Origin of the sequence: Synechococcus sp. A18-25c, from assembly GCF_014280035.1 — a bacterium.
In the GTDB taxonomy this organism is placed as follows: domain Bacteria; phylum Cyanobacteriota; class Cyanobacteriia; order PCC-6307; family Cyanobiaceae; genus Synechococcus_C.
This window is the reverse complement of sequence record NZ_CP047957.1, coordinates 1,156,646-1,172,746: the sequence shown is the minus strand read 5'-3', so window position 1 is coordinate 1,172,746 and position 16,101 is coordinate 1,156,646. Positions and strand designations below refer to the sequence as shown.

Annotated in this window: 18 protein-coding genes; 9 read left to right on the top strand and 9 right to left on the bottom strand. The window is 57.6% G+C overall.

Annotated features, from left to right (window positions below):
• Positions 1–89: 89 nt before the first annotated feature.
• Entirely contained in the window at positions 90–3,632 is a 3,543-nt protein-coding gene (gene mfd, locus SynA1825c_RS06525; RefSeq protein WP_186470817.1) for a transcription-repair coupling factor, read from the bottom strand.
• Between the two features lie 76 nt (positions 3,633–3,708).
• Here mfd and SynA1825c_RS06520 point away from each other — a divergent pair, with 76 nt between their 5' ends.
• From SynA1825c_RS06520 to SynA1825c_RS06510, 3 genes are read left to right on the top strand one after another with little or no spacing between them, the layout of a single operon-like run.
• The gene (locus SynA1825c_RS06520; RefSeq protein ID WP_186470816.1) at positions 3,709–3,948 is read left to right on the top strand and encodes a hypothetical protein; all 240 of its coding nucleotides are present in this window, start codon (positions 3,709–3,711) and stop codon (positions 3,946–3,948) included.
• An 11-nt stretch (positions 3,949–3,959) separates the two neighbouring features.
• Positions 3,960–4,487: a YqhA family protein gene (locus SynA1825c_RS06515; protein ID WP_186470815.1), complete on the top strand. Its 528-nt coding sequence runs from the start codon at positions 3,960–3,962 to the stop codon at positions 4,485–4,487.
• A gap of 39 nt (positions 4,488–4,526) precedes the next feature.
• Positions 4,527–5,789 carry a cytochrome P450 gene (locus SynA1825c_RS06510; RefSeq protein ID WP_186470814.1) on the top strand — a complete coding sequence of 421 codons (1,263 nt, stop codon included), beginning with the start codon at positions 4,527–4,529 and terminating at the stop codon, positions 5,787–5,789.
• Positions 5,790–5,804: 15 nt separating this feature from the next.
• Here SynA1825c_RS06510 and SynA1825c_RS06505 read toward each other — a convergent pair whose 3' ends face one another.
• The gene (locus tag SynA1825c_RS06505; RefSeq protein ID WP_186470813.1) at positions 5,805–5,981 is read right to left on the bottom strand and encodes a hypothetical protein; all 177 of its coding nucleotides are present in this window, start codon (positions 5,979–5,981) and stop codon (positions 5,805–5,807) included.
• A 303-nt stretch (positions 5,982–6,284) separates the two neighbouring features.
• Here SynA1825c_RS06505 and SynA1825c_RS06500 point away from each other — a divergent pair, with 303 nt between their 5' ends.
• Positions 6,285–6,623, top strand: a complete 339-nt coding sequence (locus SynA1825c_RS06500; protein ID WP_186470812.1) for a hypothetical protein — start codon at positions 6,285–6,287, stop codon at positions 6,621–6,623.
• A gap of 343 nt (positions 6,624–6,966) precedes the next feature.
• Positions 6,967–7,203, top strand: coding sequence for a Nif11-like leader peptide family natural product precursor (locus SynA1825c_RS06495; protein WP_186470811.1), 237 nt, complete (start codon positions 6,967–6,969; stop codon positions 7,201–7,203).
• An 868-nt stretch (positions 7,204–8,071) separates the two neighbouring features.
• Here the strand turns inward: SynA1825c_RS06495 and SynA1825c_RS06490 are convergent.
• The 3 genes from SynA1825c_RS06490 to SynA1825c_RS06480 form a co-directional block, all read right to left on the bottom strand.
• Complete coding sequence (locus tag SynA1825c_RS06490; protein ID WP_186470810.1) at positions 8,072–8,320, bottom strand: hypothetical protein; 249 nt, start codon at positions 8,318–8,320, stop codon at positions 8,072–8,074.
• A gap of 333 nt (positions 8,321–8,653) precedes the next feature.
• Positions 8,654–9,361 (bottom strand): response regulator transcription factor, encoded by a 708-nt coding sequence (locus SynA1825c_RS06485; RefSeq protein ID WP_186470809.1) that lies wholly within the window; start codon positions 9,359–9,361, stop codon positions 8,654–8,656.
• 26 nt (positions 9,362–9,387) lie between these two features.
• Positions 9,388–9,561, bottom strand: coding sequence for a hypothetical protein (locus SynA1825c_RS06480; protein WP_186470808.1), 174 nt, complete (start codon positions 9,559–9,561; stop codon positions 9,388–9,390).
• Positions 9,562–9,758: 197 nt separating this feature from the next.
• Here SynA1825c_RS06480 and SynA1825c_RS06475 point away from each other — a divergent pair, with 197 nt between their 5' ends.
• The 3 genes from SynA1825c_RS06475 to SynA1825c_RS06465 all read left to right on the top strand — a co-directional run bounded on the left by SynA1825c_RS06475 (position 9,759) and on the right by SynA1825c_RS06465 (position 12,238).
• Entirely contained in the window at positions 9,759–10,223 is a 465-nt protein-coding gene (locus tag SynA1825c_RS06475) for a hypothetical protein (RefSeq protein ID WP_186470807.1), read from the top strand.
• A 1,058-nt stretch (positions 10,224–11,281) separates the two neighbouring features.
• Positions 11,282–11,539, top strand: a complete 258-nt coding sequence (locus SynA1825c_RS06470) for a Nif11-like leader peptide family natural product precursor (RefSeq protein ID WP_186470806.1) — start codon at positions 11,282–11,284, stop codon at positions 11,537–11,539.
• A gap of 231 nt (positions 11,540–11,770) precedes the next feature.
• Positions 11,771–12,238, top strand: coding sequence for a hypothetical protein (locus SynA1825c_RS06465; RefSeq protein WP_186470805.1), 468 nt, complete (start codon positions 11,771–11,773; stop codon positions 12,236–12,238).
• Between the two features lie 157 nt (positions 12,239–12,395).
• Here the strand turns inward: SynA1825c_RS06465 and SynA1825c_RS06460 are convergent, their stop codons facing one another.
• Both SynA1825c_RS06460 and SynA1825c_RS06455 read right to left on the bottom strand, forming a co-directional pair.
• Positions 12,396–13,124 carry a tetratricopeptide repeat protein gene (locus SynA1825c_RS06460; protein ID WP_186470804.1) on the bottom strand — a complete coding sequence of 243 codons (729 nt, stop codon included), beginning with the start codon at positions 13,122–13,124 and terminating at the stop codon, positions 12,396–12,398.
• 364 nt (positions 13,125–13,488) lie between these two features.
• On the bottom strand, positions 13,489–13,764 hold the full coding sequence (locus tag SynA1825c_RS06455; protein ID WP_186471066.1) for a DUF1651 domain-containing protein: 276 nt from the start codon (positions 13,762–13,764) through the stop codon (positions 13,489–13,491).
• A gap of 203 nt (positions 13,765–13,967) precedes the next feature.
• Here SynA1825c_RS06455 and SynA1825c_RS06450 point away from each other — a divergent pair, with 203 nt between their 5' ends.
• Positions 13,968–14,690 (top strand): bifunctional 2-polyprenyl-6-hydroxyphenol methylase/3-demethylubiquinol 3-O-methyltransferase UbiG, encoded by a 723-nt coding sequence (locus SynA1825c_RS06450; protein WP_186470803.1) that lies wholly within the window; start codon positions 13,968–13,970, stop codon positions 14,688–14,690.
• Here SynA1825c_RS06450 and SynA1825c_RS06445 read toward each other — a convergent pair.
• Both SynA1825c_RS06445 and SynA1825c_RS06440 read right to left on the bottom strand, forming a co-directional pair.
• A complete protein-coding gene (locus tag SynA1825c_RS06445) occupies positions 14,666–15,622 on the bottom strand; it encodes an NAD(P)-dependent oxidoreductase (RefSeq protein ID WP_186470802.1) in 957 nt (318 codons plus the stop codon). The genes SynA1825c_RS06450 and SynA1825c_RS06445 overlap by 25 nt on opposite strands.
• 47 nt (positions 15,623–15,669) lie before the next feature.
• Positions 15,670–16,065: a hypothetical protein gene (locus tag SynA1825c_RS06440; protein ID WP_255478474.1), complete on the bottom strand. Its 396-nt coding sequence runs from the start codon at positions 16,063–16,065 to the stop codon at positions 15,670–15,672.
• Positions 16,066–16,101 lie beyond the last annotated feature (36 nt).

Sequence of the window (16,101 nt, the reverse complement as noted above, 5' to 3'; positions counted from 1 at the left end):
AACGAAGCTGCGCACACGGTAACGAAAAATTGCGCAATGTGTCGCTGGCTTCTCATTTTCAGCGTTTGCGCACGACCGCAGCTGACTGCTCAAACGCTGAGAACAGCCTCGTTGCGGTCCTTTTGCTGCTGTTCGCGCTGCTCAACCGTCAAGCCATCAGCATCAGGAATCTGAGAAGCCATCTGCTCTAGCCAGGTCTTGAGCTCGTCCAGCTGCTTCTCCATCGGCAACACACCCAGGCCGCGCGCCATCACCTTGGCGATAGCGCCTGTACCGGCCTGATACACCAAGCGCCCGTGCAGATGTTGGGGCAATCCCTGACGGAGCAAGCGGAAAGCGGGCTCCTCCATCGGGGTTTCCAGCGCGATATTCGGTTTCTCCGGACGAATTCGAGAAAATCCACAGCGTTTGGCCAAAAGTTTCAAATCCATCAACTGCAGCAGGGACTGAACAGGTCCCGGCAGGGCGCCGTAGCGATCCGCCCAAATGGCCGCCAGCTCCACCAGCGACTCACTGCTGACGCATTCAGCCGCCGCGCGGTAAGCCGCCATCTTCTCGTCGGCATCGGTGATCCAGTCCGCCGGAATGAACGCCGTGACCTGCAAGTCCACCTGAGTGTCATCCACAGCAGGGATGTCTTGCCCCTGAATCTCAGCGAGCGATTCCTGCAGCATCTCCATATAAAGGTCAAAACCGATCGCTTCCATCTGACCGCTCTGCTCAACACCGAGCAGGTTGCCGACACCCCGGATCTCCATGTCGCGCATCGCCAGCTGATAGCCGCTGCCCAACTGAGCGAATTCCTGGATCGCGCGCAATCGCTGGCGCGCCGCTTCGCTCAACGAGGCATTGCCTGGGTAGAACAACCACGCATGGGCCTGAATGCCGCTGCGTCCCACCCGACCTCGCAACTGATAAAGCTGTGCCAGGCCAAAGCGATGCGCATCCTCGATCAGAATCGTGTTGACGCGGGGGATATCGAGGCCGCTCTCCACAATCGTGGTGCAGAGCATCACATCGGCTTCACCGCCGTTGAACGCCACCATGGCGCTCTCCAGCTCGCCCTCGGCCATCTGGCCATGGGCCACCAGCAGGCGCAGTCCGGGAAGCATCTGGCGCAACTGAACGGCCACCTCCTCGATGCCCTCCACGCGAGGCACCACATAAAACACCTGGCCTCCGCGGTCGAGCTCCTGACGAATGGCACTGCGCACAGCTTCCTCATCCAGCGCCGCCAGATGGGTTTTGATCGGCCGACGCAAGGGTGGTGGCGTGGTGATCAGGCTCATCTCCCGCACCCCAGACAAGCTCATGTAGAGCGTGCGGGGGATCGGCGTGGCCGAGAGGGTCAGAACATCCACGTCCTTACGGAGTGCCTTGATCTTCTCTTTCTGATTCACGCCAAAGCGCTGTTCTTCATCCACCACCAGCAGTCCGAGCTTGTCGAACACGGTGTTCTTGCTCAGCAGCTGGTGGGTTCCTACCACCGCATCGATCGTGCCGTTCTTGAGACCCTCAAGAATCGCCTTGCGCTCACTGGCAGTGCGAAAGCGGTTAAGCAGCGCCACCTTGATCGGATAGGGAGCAAAGCGTTCTGAAAGCGTGCGCCAGTGCTGCTGCGCCAGCACCGTGGTGGGAGCCAGCATGGCCACTTGCTTGCCGGAGGTGATCGCCTTGAAAATTGCCCGGATGGCCACTTCGGTCTTGCCAAAGCCCACATCGCCGCACACCAGGCGATCCATCGGTTGCGACTTTTCCATGTCGCGCTTCACATCGGCCGTGGCCTTCAACTGATCAGGCGTGGGTTCGTAGGGGAATGAATCCTCCAGTTCGTTCTGCCAGGGACCATCCACCGGGAAGGCAAAACCAGGCGCTTGATGACGCTCGGCATAGAGCTTCACCAGATCCAGCGCCACCTTGCGCACGGCCTTGCTGGCGCGCTCTTTGGCCTTCACCCAAGCCGAGCCGCCCATCTTGCTGAGCTGCGGCGGGGCGTCACTGTTGGCGCGATACCGACCGAGGCTGCCCAGCTGATCCGCGGCAACCCGCAGGATGCCATCGGCGTATTGAACCACCAGGTAATCGCGCACCTCACCACTGATGGCGAGCTTTTCAAGTTTCTGGAAGCGACCGATGCCGTGGTTGCGGTGCACCACGAAATCACCGGGCTGCATCTTGTTGGGGTCCACCGTGCGGCTGGCGGCCTTGCGTCGGCGACGCACATAACCAGTGCTCGTGAGGGTCTGTTGCCCGAAGAACTCGCGGTCCGTGATCAGCACCACGCGCCAGGCAGGCAGCTGCAGACCTTCCAAATCGGCCGTGCCGCGAATCTTCAAGGCCACGGGTGTGGCCTGTTCAACCAACCGCTCAATCGCCGGGGCATCCGCGGCATTGGGCACAAAACGGCTGATGCAGTCGTGCTCTTCCAGCAGCGCCACCGCACGACTGGGCTGGGCCGACAGCAACCACACCGCCTGTTTGTCTTGGCGATACCCCTTGATCAACTCACCGAGCTTGCCGAACTGATTGGGATAGGCCGGCACAGGACGGCTATTGAGATCGAAGGCATTGGGATGCGCGTCACTCTCTTGGAGTTCAGCCAGATCGAAACCGGTGAACGCCTCCGCCAGGGCCATGGCCTCATCCACATCGCGATGCAGGGGCGGAATTGGCAACGCCAATTCCTCATGGTGTTCGCGGGCATGATCCAGCCATTGCTCCCCATGGGATCGGCCATGGCGGCGCTCATCAATGGCGACGCAGCTGTCGGCCGGCAGGTAGTCGAGCAGGGAGGCGGGCTGCTGCCAGGCCAGGCCCAACAGGCGACGCATGCCTTCTGGGGTCCCCCCCTCCAGAAGCTCTGTGATCGCCTGCTCACTCAGCAATTGCTCCAGTCCATCCGGCATGGAGTCACGCAGACTCTCGGCAATTAACGGACTAAAGCCCGTGGGCGTCAGGCGCAGGCTGTCGATCGGATCCAGTGAACGCTGGCTGGCCGGATCGAATTCCCTCAGCTTGTCGAGCTCATCACCGAAGAACTCCAGCCGCACGGGCAGCTCACTGCTGACCGGAAACACATCCACGATGTCACCGCGACGACTCCAGGTGCCTTCCTGGTCAATGGTCGAAACCCGCTCGTAGCCCAGCTGAGTGAGGCTGGTGGCCAGATCCTCGAGATCCAGGGTGTCGCCCTTGCGCAGGGTGCGGCAACGATCCGCCAGCGCCTGCGGCGGCGGCAGATGCGGCTGTAAACAACGCTCGGTGGCAACGATCGCCAGATCACTGCTCTGCCCTTCAATCTGTAACTCGCTGAGCACCTGCAGTTGTCCCCAGGTGATCTCACTGGTGGGGTCGAAGGGTTCATAGGGCGACCCTTCGCTGGTGGGATAGAGCTGGGCGCTGCGCCAACCCATCAGTTCCAGGAGCGCCGTCCAGCGACCGGCCTCCTCCAGTGTCGGCACCACCACGAGCAACGGCCGGTCCTGATGACGCGCCAGGGCACTGGCCACGAGAGCCCGAGCACCACGGCCTCCACCGCGTAACAGCAAGCGATCCGCACGGCCTTGCCGCTCACACAATTCACCGCTCAGTGGGGAGGTCTGCAGCAGACGCACCAAAGAACTGAGGGGCATGGCGTGACCACTGGCGGCAACGCATGATTGTCGCAATCAACTGAGCCCTGCTGCGGGTCACTCGCCTTTCTGACCCATGCCACGGTTTCGCTGTCGAGAGTGCTGCTGCGGACCAGCGATTGTGCTGCATCCCCCCAAAGGCGCCCTACCGGTCTGTTCCAGCTGCGGCGCGGTGATGGAGCGGCAACCGCTGGTGAAACCCCTGCCGTTCCTGGTGTTGCTAGCGGTGGGATCCGCTTTGATCACGATGTCACTCCCCGGACTGCTGCGACCGCCGGCACCACCGCGCGCGCCGATGTCGCAGACCACTGCTTGAGAATTCGCCCGATGGCCAAACCGCCCGCCAACCGACTGGAGCGACGTTTCGAAGCGCTGATCTGGAAGTTTCGATTGATCACGCTGATTCCGGTGATCATGAGCCTGCTCGGCAGCGTCAGCTGCTTTGTGTTCGGCACCTATGCCGAACTGAGCGTGCTGAACAGCATCCTGCGCGGACGGTTCACCAGTGCCAACAGCACACTGCTGATTGGCAAGGTGGTGGGTGGCATTGATTACTACCTGATCGGAATTGCCCTGTTGATCTTCGGGTATGGCATCTACGAACTGGTGATCTCCGACATCGATCCACGCCAGCAGGATCACTCACAAGGCCGCCACAATCTGCTCAACATTGATTCACTCGATGCGCTGAAACAGAAGCTCACCAAGGTCATCATCGTGGCCCTCATCGTTACTGCCTTCAAGGTGATGGTGAGTTTCCAGGTGACATCCATCACTGAACTGCTGCAGTACTGCGCCGGGGTGCTGATGCTGGCGTTCAGCGCCTATCTGATCGGTCGCAGCGGAACACGCTGAGCCGTCGATAGCTTGCAGCAGCCAGGCCCAGCACAACTGATGACCGCCGCAACGTTGCCGAGCACAGGAGCCGTGACGGGGTTGAAGGAAACCCTGGACTTCTTCAACGATCCGGCATTTGCCCAGCGCCGCTTTGACACCCACGGCGATGTGTTCGAAACCAAGCTGCTGGCTCAGCGCATCGTGTTCATCCGTGGCGAACGGGCGATCACCGATCTGCTCAAGCAGAGCGAAGCCTTGGAGGGTTGGTGGCCCGAAAGCGTCCGTCAGTTGCTTGGCAGCCGTTCTCTGGCCAACCGCAGCGGCGAAGGCCATAAGGCGCGACGCCGCGTGGTGGGCCAACTGTTCTCCAGTGCAGCGTTGAGTCGCTACACCCCATCCATCCAGACGCTGGTTGAGCAGCTCGGCGACGACTTGTGCGCCGCCAAAGCAGCGGTGCCCTTGGCCGTTCGGATGCGCCGTTTCGCGTTTGCGGTGATTGCCACGACCGTGCTCGGTCTAGAAGCGGACCGCCGTGACGCTCTGTTCACCGATTTTGAAATCTGGACGCGGGCCCTGTTCTCGATTCCCATGGCGATCCCCGGCACGCCCTTTGCCAAGGCGATGGCAGCACGCCAAAGGCTGCTCGAACAACTGACAGCCGTTCTGCAATCCAACCAATCGAGAGGCGGTGGACTGGATCTGCTCAGTGGGGGCCTGGATGAAGCCGGCATCCCCCTCGATGATGATGATCTGGCCGAACAGCTGCTCCTGCTGCTGTTTGCCGGCTACGAAACAACGGCGTCATCCCTGAGCTGTCTGTTCCGGGCCCTGCTCCTCAATCCAACCGTCGAGACCTGGCTGCTGGAAGAACTGCGCACCTCACCGTGGCCTTTCGAAGCCAGTCAGCGTTCCCCGCGGCTTGACGCCACGGTGCTGGAGGTGATGCGGCAGACCCCACCGGTGGGTGGTTTCTTCCGGCGCAATCGGCAAGCCGTGCAGCTCGGTGAGGTCGAGGTTCCGGAAGACCGCGTGATTCAAGTGGTGCTGAGCAGCTCCACCCATGCCGATGCCGATGATCTGGAGCAGTTCCGACCACAACGCCATCTGGATGGCTCGTTCAAGCAGACCCTCTTACCGTTTGGAGGCGGTGAGCGCGTCTGCTTGGGAAAGGCGCTGGCGGAATTGGAGATTCGACTGATGGCCGTTGGCCTGCTGCGGACGCTGAAGCTCGAGTTGGAACCCAATCAGGATTTCTCCCTTCAACTCATTCCAAGCCCCACACCCCGCGACGGTTTGTTGGTAACCGCGACAAGACGTTGAGCTTGCAGCGTGGGGTCAATCGCTGGGAAGAGCACAGAATTCGGTCGCAACCCAGTCCGCCTGTCCCTGCTCGAGATTGCCGCGACTTTCCCAATCCACCACGTAACGCCCATCACAAACGATGGTCAGTTTTTCGGATTCATTGCCGTTGCGGTAGTCGATTTTGTAAACATCGCCGTAGTCCGTCGTCATCACGTGATAGCCGCACCATTCACCATGAGGGGGTAACTCGCCGCAACTCACGGACCCTGCTTTGGCAACGGATGGCCATGGCAGCAAGGGACTAACGAGAGCTGCCGCTAAGGCTATCGATCGAAAACCAGCCAACATGGTGCTTCACAACGATCGGTCGAACGCAATCTATCGGCAATCAACAAGCTGATGACTTTCCAATGTGCTGAATCACTCAGAGAAAAGAACGTAAAGGCCATGACGATTCACCGTGCCAATCGTCATTGGCAGTGTCTTGACTTCAGCCAAACGCACTGGGCGTGATTGTCTGAGCACGATCAGCTGCGGATTGCCTACGGTGACGTGAGCTTGTTCATGGTGATGCGCTCGTTCCTGCTTCTGTTGTCGTTATCCGTCGCTTCATCCGGCCTGCTGGCACCTGCAGCACAGGCTGGCCGGGAGGATTTCGGCATGGGTGCCGCATCGGTCGCCTGCGCAATGCTGGATAGCGGCTATAGCAGACCCCAGGTGGAGCAAGTGCTGAGTCTGCTGGAGCGAGACATTATGCGCAGTGGCATCAGCTCACGCGAACAACAACAAATGGCAAGGGGGTTCAACAATCAGGCCCAGCGTAATAACTGCTACCTGCGTTACCGCTACTAACGCATTAATCCTGTCATTCACGCGGATTGCTTCCGTCTCAACAAACCCCTAAGGTTGATCGTTGCTAAAACCTCCGGCTTCAACCCTTTCGGAGACATTCCTGAGCATCAAGCTTGACGGCGGTGAACAGACGCATGCCTCCACCTCGCCAGAGCAATGCTGCGAGTCAAACCATCCTGCTTGACCTGTGCTTGGACTTCTTGAATCGGTGAGCCTGCTTGAACGGCTTGAGCCTGAGTGGTGATGGAAGTGGTTCAACAGATGCAGCTGTGTTTTGACAATTCCACAAAGAACGGTCGATGACGGCCGATCTTGCTAGGAAGTGGATCCATCTAGACCACTCATGTCAGAAGAACAATTCAAAGCGTTCTGGGAAGCAATACAGTCAGATTCAGCACTCCAACAAAAGCTCAAAGGCGTCTCCGACTCTGCTGCCATAGTGGACATTGCCAAGGAAGCAGGCTTCACGATTTCTGTTGAAGAGCTACAGACATCTCAAGATGAGCTTTCGGAAGATGAGCTGCTTGAGGGCGCGGCCGGTGGATTCGACTTGAGCTGTTTGAATGTGGGTGGCGGCTAAGAATGTTTAGATTCGTGGGTCTTCGGTAGTGACACTTGCCGGCTAGCGAGAAGAGAGATTGAAAGAGGTATACGAATCAGTAGTGCAAAGAATTAATCACGCTATTTGTTATTAGCACTTAGATGTCGAGAGAGTGGTGTAGTCAACGTCCCTTCACTGTGGCGTTGGTCCATGGAGAGAAAAGAGATCGCCCATGAGCTGTGGAGGTATCGATCGGCAGCGACCAACCGGTCACCATCTGCGAATCCGGTGCGGTCCTGATCCTGCTGCATCTGGCGGGGCACCACGCTGGAGAGATCATTGCGCCTGGTGATCGCTCTCTCATCAGTCAGTGGTCGCACTCGCCAAGTCCACCCTGGGCTTCGACTTTGTTGTTCCCGATCAGAAAGCGTAAGTGTTGCCGCGTGGGCAACAGCTGGGGCGCCGCGGACTGCGCCGTGACGGCTTCTCTCGTCTCCATCAAGCTGTTCTTCCCCCAGCGAAAACCTCAGCGCCCAACCAACCATCGAAGATTTGATCGCCACCACTCAGCGACGAATGGCTTTCCGAAAGGTGATGGGCATGCGCTGAAGACACCAAAAAGGAAGCCTGCTTGGGCCTCCTTGCTCGCTGTGGTGACACGGAGCCATATTGACGCCGCCTTCAGGAACCACCACGCCGAATCGGGATTAGCGCACACAACCGGGACTGGCCTTGGAAGTCTCAACCCGAGACAGTTTGTGTTACGGTTTGTAACGTACCCGGGGACGGGATGCACTGGCGAGCCCAATCAACGAGGCTGCAACCGGTCGTTGTCTTTTTCAGACCGCGACCTCATGAAGAGCGGTGGTGGGACACCGCTCTTTTTTGATGCACATTGGCCCTCCGCTCACCCACGCGGATCCGTGGAGTAGGTCTTAATGATCAAGCTGATGGCCTGCTCGATCGTCTGCGCCTTAGAGAGATCGGTCGCTTGAATCGCCCGGAGGACCTTCTCCCGTGCTTCCACGGATGTTTCGAGAAGCTTGATCTCTTCGCGGATGGCGAGAACGTGGTCAACGAGCGTTGGACGACCCTGAAAGGATTGACTCATTCCGAGGTGGAACCGCTGGCTTGTCAGCAGATTGGCCAACTCCATCGGCACATGCAATCAACATTGCTTGAACCCGTATTGGTTCAACATCCTGGAGGTGTGGCCGTTTGATGGTTTTGATGCGCCCTTCAGCCGCGTGCAATCAAGGTTGGACCGATCCTGAGCCGCGCAATCCCCATCACTCGGCTTCAGAAGGTTAGGCAGCGTGCGCCACAACACTGTTCTGTCGGATACAAAGACTTTTTGTGGTGTCTGCGCTCAACTGGTCACACCATATGTAGTGTTGACCCCACCCATCTCGCACGGCACACTGTGCGCTCCCCATCACCCGGCCACCGCAGGACCGATTGGTCGCGGTGGTTTTTTATTGACAAGCGGTTATCCCATCGGGTCGATCAAGCCGTAGAGCAGTGCCAGCACCGCTAGTTGGGTGCGGTCCCGTGCTCCGAGCTTGCCCATGGCATTCACCACATGGGTCTTCACCGTTTCCACCGAGAGCCCGAGGCTGGCAGCGATGGTTTTGTTGGTGAGGCCGCGAGCCACAGCAGCGGTCACCTCCAGTTCGCGCTCACTGAGCTGTTCAATCAACGGCGGCAGATCCGGACGCGGTGTTTCTGAGCCAAGCTTGCGGATTTGCTCCGGCAGATACACCCCACCGTCAGCGAGCGTTGCCAACGCTTGCACGAAATCCCCCTGACCAGTGCCAAGGCTTGATTTGAAGATCACCGCATCCGCAAATGCTCCCAGCGCTTCCTGCACCACGGCCTGGGTTTCCCGCACCAGCAGGATCATCAGCTTGCAGCTGGGCCATTCTCGCTTCACCCGCCGCAGCAGGTCGATGCCGTAACCACTCTCGAGATCAGAACTGCAAATCAGCACCGAAGGCCTGTGGCGTTGCACCAGCTCGAAACCTTCGTCTTCGGTGGTGGCGGCACCCACCACCGATCGGCGAATCGGCTCGGTCATGCACAGGCAGCACAAGGCAAAGCGGTCACCCATACAAGCCACCACCTGCTCCTGCTCAAAGAACTCACTCACGGCATCAAGGGCCTGATGCGTCGTGCGCGACGCAAGCCGTAGCTCCATGGCAGGGCGTCTGCTTTGGTGTCGTTTTAGCGGTGGCCAGGCGGTTCAGCCGCATCTGAGTCCTGACAGACCACCGCCCGAATGCTCTCGGGATAGTGCTCCCGCGCCAAGCGCCAGGCCTCAGCCGCGTTCGAGGCATGAATCGTGCGCGTGATCAAGCCATCTGCTCGCTTGAGGATGAGGTCGTAGGCAGGAGGCATGCCGGCAAAGGTTCACCCCTCTTATTGAGGCAGCCAGTCCACGCATCCACATCCCTCATTCGAGGGAGAGCCCTCGTGATTGAGGAATGGATTGGCGAGAGTGATCGCCACTGGCGTTGCCCTGGCGACCACCAGTCCCTTCGTTCTCGCGGTTGGGACTTAAACGCGACAAGATTTGCACAACAATTCAGCACGCCATGCAACTGATCAAGCAACTGAGCGGCCCTGGTGCAGCAAGTGTGGGCGTGCTCGGGCTGGCGATCTCCGGCACGGTTTGGAATTTCTACGGCGTGCAATTTGGATTGAGTGGCACCGTGGCCTCATTGCTGGCCCTCTCAGTGGGCTTGTTTCTGCTAAGGCCTCTGCCCCTCGAGCAAGAGACGGCAACCGAGGCCAGCAGCCTGACGGAGGAGTCCACGACGACGGACATGGCTGTTGCGGACGCCAGCAGCGACGTGGCGAAGCCAGCCAGCGTGCTCACCACCGCCGAAGCCATTGCGCTGGAACTGGCTGCAGAAGCCGAGCAGCGACCTGCAGCACTGCTGGTGAATTACGCGCCTGAGCATCTGCTTGCCGGGAAGAACCTGCCCAGCCGCAAGCGTCAGCCTGGACCGTCACTGCAGCGCTACCGCACCATGACCAACGAATTGTTCAAGAGCTAACTAGCTCTCATGAGCGTCTTGCTCGAGGAGCAGCCGTCCTCTAAGGGTGGCGGACAGCTTTTATTGGACATCCTTGGGCCATCCTTGGGCCGCTGATCACCGAAACCAGACTGCCTGAAGTGCTTAAGAGTCGGTTGCGGTCACTGATTCGGGAACATTCCGGCTCAAATAAAGAGCGTTGGAAAGGCCCATCACAATCGTGCACCCCGCAGGACCGCAAACCCGATACCAGTGATTGCCCATGGGCTCAACAGTTCCACGCCCTTGAACCGAGTAGGGGAATTTCAGCGCTTCAGTCACAACGACAGCTTGAAGGCGGGAACGATTCTCATTCCTTGGCAGGTGGACCGAGAGGCTCCGCTCGATACCGATTTCACCTTTCGTTGCAGTTCAACATCCAGCGCAACACCCAGTGCTGGTTGGTCGAACCCTTCGCCAGATCAGATCTCCAGACACTGCGTGATGAGGTGCCCGATGCAAAGATGAGCGTCTAAGGCGTGACTGGCTCCACTTTGTTCACCAGAACGAGAAGAGCTATCGACAGACCGACGTTATAACCGGCTATTAAATTGGGAACGAAGGGAATTGATGTTGACAACAAATAATAAACAACGCTCATTATGCCAGCACTATAAACAAGAATGAAATGAACTTTGGCGGCTCTCGCTCTTCTGAATGCGAGCAATAGGCTAGGTGCGTCGACGACCAACAGCATAAGGTGTGGAAAATGATGTGCTATCACCCACCAAGCTCCAATCAAGTAAAACAAGAATATTATCGCTATGACAATTGCTCGATAAATAAAATTAGTCCAAAAGTAATTCTTCCGACCCATCGGCCTGGTGGGATCGAACTTGTTTTTGATGTATTGAACGACGTTCACTACTGTGCTTCCAGGGATCAATGCAAGTTACCAACGAAGCGAGCGCATGACATGCCCTGGAGGCGCCCCCCAGGCAAACGACCCATGCGGAAAAGGCTCATTGATGCACATATCCTGACCGTTTGAGTCGTCGATGCCGATTGTCTCTAGTCAAGGCTGCAGCACCAACCCTCTCATGTCCGAAGAGCAACTCAAAGCGTTCCTAGAAAAGGTTCAAGTAGATACCGACTTACAAAATCAATGCAAAGGGGCAGCCTCCTTTAAGGAAACAGTCGACATCGCAAAAGCAGCGGGATTCTCCATCACTGAAGACGACATGAAAAGCATCGCGACGATGCAATCTTTATCGGACGATGAGCTGGAAGCATTAGCTGGAGGTTCACACATGCACACATGCGCTGGGGTCGGATGCACAGTGCGGACGTGTCAGTAGTGTGTGTCGTTGGAATTCGCATTCATCAAACCCAATGCCACCGAAGGGAGTGATGATTGCTTCATTAGCTTGACCAGTCCCATCAAGACATCCTCCAATCCATGGCCCCATCGCCGGCATTTTGCGGGCTTGTTGTACTGAAAGACACCGCTGCCATCCGTTGCTAAGACCTGGCTGTAGCTCAAGTTCTTCTAATGTCAGAAGAGCAACTCAAGGACGCGGAAATCTCTGATGACTCAAGCCACATTGATTGTTTTGGGTAGTGCCCTGCTCATTTTCACAGGGTGCGCTGTCGAAAAGAACGCATCGCCACAGGCAGAAACATCGACCTTGGCGCCTGAACCAGAACCTCCAACGGAAGAACTGGCAGCAGAAGCAGATGGAACGATAAGGGGTTCGTTCACCGCAGTCATTAGTTTGTTGAGTGCACCACCGTCAATCACGACTGGTGATGATGCCACCTGGAACCCAAACACAAACACCCTCACTTACTACGATACGGTGAAGGAGATCGATGCATATGGTTTCAGATACAACTACCAATGTGTTGGACAAATCCACTACGACTTGAAAAGTGGAACACCCACTCAGGATGGATTTGTTTGTGACACAGTCATGAAAGACGGAAAACCAGTAAGCACCACTGTTACATGGCCAGAAAGTGGATTTTTGTCAGCGGAAGTATCCTTCCAGTTCTAGTTGGCAATGGCACACGACCTGCGATAGATCTAATCCGTGCACTGCTTCCAACAGGACAGGAAAGTTCTGGGATCAGACACAAAAAAAGCTCCCTCTCAGAACTGCCTTCTGGTGAATTGAGAGCGAGAACTTAATCCTGTAACTGCAGGAACAGCCTCTAACATTGCTCCTTCACCCATTCGGCAGGTTGCTCCAGTCCAAGTTCTGCTGCTTTTCTCCAATCCTGACAGGCTCCCTTGAGATCATTTGTCAATTCTCGTGCAATACCACGATTAGCGTAAGCAACAGCATATTGAGGATTGATCTCTATTGCCTTCGTGTAATCATCAATTGCTCCCTGAAGGTCTTTTAAATTACCCTTGGCATTGCCACGATTGTAATAGGCCATAACATTCTGAGGATCAATCTCTATTGACTTATTGTAATCAGCAATTGCTCCCTGATAATCATCCAAATCAGCCTTAGCATTGCCACGATTGTAATAGGCGATAGCATCCTGATGATCGATCTCTATTGCTTTTGAAAAATCAGCAATGGCGCCTTGATAATCTTTTAATTCGTCCTTGCTATTGCCACGGTTAACAAAGGCGTCAGCATACTGAGGGTTGATCTCTATTGCCTTTGTGAAATCAGCAATTGCCCCCTGAAGATCTTCGATGTGATACTTGGCAAGACCACGGTTGTAGTAAGAAGCAGAACTCTGAGGATCAATCTCTATTGCCCTTGTGTAATCAGCGATGGCACCTTGATAATTTCCTTCCTCATACTTCTCAACACCCTGGCCAAGATACTGGTTTGACAATATGTTCGTACAACCAGTTATCAACGGAGAACCAAGCGCAAGCAAAGACAGTGCTGCAGCAATGGCCGTTGTTCTGCGAGACATCTAATGGCTACTTTGCTTCCACAAGGTTAGGAAGGATCCTGAATCAGACATGAAAAAGGCACCCGTATGGGGGTGCCAAATGTTCAGCCCTAAGAGATTCCTACTAGTTCAACCCGACACGTTGGGTAGTCCCTTTTACATTCGCAGATTGCTGCCTCAGGTGTCATGGCACTCCAAAGGAGGTCACAGGGTGGTTCATCGAGACGTTCATCGAACCCGATGTTCAGGCGGTAGGTCATGGGTCAATCAGAGAAGGCGTGCTCAGGGGGAAGCAACGTGTGCAACCGCTGTCATCCCCTTGGATTGCTCTTGCATCCGATGTGGTTCAGGAGAGCTTCTGGCAATCGCCCGCATGAAGGATCAGTCAACGCACAGGCGGTGAACACTGCTGCCAGCCAGTTTTCTGCATCTGCTTCCACGCATCAATCGCGTTTTGCCTGAGCATTCGCCGTCGGGTTTGCGGCACTGGTGGATGTGGTGGCACCCAGCTGTACGTCCGCACGGACACCCATTCCGCGTGAACCGTTGGGTTGTCGGGTTTGAACTGCACCACCAATTGCTGCTGCGCGTTCACCAGCCAACCTTCTCCGCCGGGTTTGGGCGGATGGCGATCAACGAGTGGGCGGTCCTTGTTCGGCATGCCACAGAGTCTGGCAAGCAGAGAACGCTCCTGGCAGTCGACGTCGCTCAAGTCGAGGCGACTGCTGGCCTAAACCTCTGTACCACTCCGTGGAAGGTCTTGCGTGGAGTGCAGGTCGAAGACCTCGGTGGAAGGCGTCGGCGCAGCGCGGTGGGCTGTAAAGCTTCCCGCGACCATCCTTGGGTCTGCTCACGCAGAGGCCCATGCCCTCCCTTGATTTCGATGGCGAGTACGGACGCACCTACCGCAAGAGCATTCAGCACACGATCCCCGGCCACGACGTTCTGCACGAAATCGCCCGAGCAGCAATCCAGGCCACAGCCAGCGATGCCCAGCGGGTGCTGGTGGTGGGCCCTGGCCCTGGCGATGCGCTTCCGGCTCTACTGAATGCCTGCGCTGACGCTGCAGTGACGGTGCTCGAGCCCAGTGAGCTGATGCTGGAGCAATGCCGCAAAACGGTTGCCAATCACCCCGGCAGCCGCCGCTGCCGCTTGCTGCTCTCCACGCTGGATGAGGCGCTCAAAAGCGAACTGAAGGGCGCCCGCTTTGATCTGGTGGTGTGCCACAACGTGGTTCACCTGCTGCCCAGCGAAGAGCAAGCCGCGATGTTGCATGAACTGACGCAGTGCACGGCGGATGGCGGCGTGCTGTTGCTGAGTTCGTACAGCGAAGCGGACGACGAAGAGAGTCAACGCGAGGTGTTCAAGGTGGCCTGGCAACGCCTGGCGGATCGCGACGTTCCCGCGGACAAGATTGAGGCGATGAAGGCCAGCCGCAACAGCGTGGTGTTTTCCCTTGATCCCAGTCGGCTCGTTGCTGCGCTGAAGCAAGCCGGTTGGCCTACACCCGTGCAGCTCTATCAGGGGTTGTTCATCCGCCTCTGGCTGTGCCGAGCCGGAGATCAGGCTGCTTCAGCAAAGACGTAAGCCTGGAGATGTCCCGCCAGGGTCTGCACCAGACGGTTGCGGGCCTGACGGGAACTCCAGCCCATGTGAGGGCTGATCAACAGATTGGGGGTATCCAGCAAGGCCTCCAGTTCAGAGCCGGGAGGTTCCACCGGCAGCACATCGAGAGCGGCAGCAGCGATCTGGCCGCTGCGCAGGGCAGCGCAGAGATCGTCGCAATTCACCAGCCCGCCGCGGGCCATGTTCACCAGCCGGGCGGTGGGCTTCATCCAACTGAGCCGCTGGGCATTGATCAGGTTCTGGGTCTGCGGTGTGAGCGGCGCATGCAGGCTGAGCACATCGGCCTGACGCAAGGCCGCTTCCACTTCGACATCACTGCTGCGGCTGGTGAGACCAATGCACTGCATCCCGAAGGCCTCGCCGATGGCCAGCACGCCGCGGCCGATGTCTCCGGCGCCGAGCACCACCAGGATCTGCCCCTCCAGTTCGTCGAACTCCGGTTCGATCACGGAAAACACCGGGCTGCGCTGCCAGACGCCCTGGCTCAGATCCCGCCGCCGCTGATCCATGGCGCAGCAGAGCTCGAGAATCAAAGCCCAGGTGATCTGCACCACCGAGGCGCGGCTGTAGCGGCCGGCATTGTGCACGCGGATGCCCAACTCTTTGCAGGCGGCATGGTCGATCTGATCGGTGCCGGTGGCGGCCACGCAGATCAGGCGCAGCTTCGGGAGCTGGCGCAACAGCTCCCCATCCAGAGGGATCTTGTTGGTGATGGCGATCTCGGCGTCACGCAACCGCTCAAGGCGTTCATCGATTGCGGTGGATGGCCAGGCCGTCAGTGCACACCTCTGCTCGATCAGCGCCAGATCCACGGGCCCGAGGCTGAGGGCATCGAGGAAGACAGCGCAAGGGAGCTGCCTTTCCACTGATGCCTGCTGTGCATCCCCCGTCATCGGCCTGTGATCGCTTGGCCTGAGTTTGGGGGGATTGGCCTTACAGCTCAATCCAATTCGCCTGTTTCCACCTTCCGGCGAATCGCTCGCAGCAGCTCTCGAATCCACTCCTCATTGGTGGACATGCCACCGCTGTGGCGTTCGCGCCGTGCCTCAAAGAACAAGCAACAGCGCAGCTCAGTAAGCGTGGTTGGGGTTCTGCAGTTCGCCAGATCGGCACAGTGCTCAAACCCGCCCATCACCTCGTAGCCGTTGATGGTGTGGGCGAAACGCTCCCATCCCCAAAGCTCTGCCTCCGGGTCAGGAATGCGCTCCAGCACCAACTGCTCATTGGGAATCAACCGCAGTGGCATACCCAATCCAGGGGAGGTGACCTGAGCTTCGGATGCAACAACAACAAAGGGATCCCTCAGTTGAGGGATCACGCCAACCCAAAAGATCACTCAATCAGGGGATTTAAAAACAAGCTTACTTTTTGA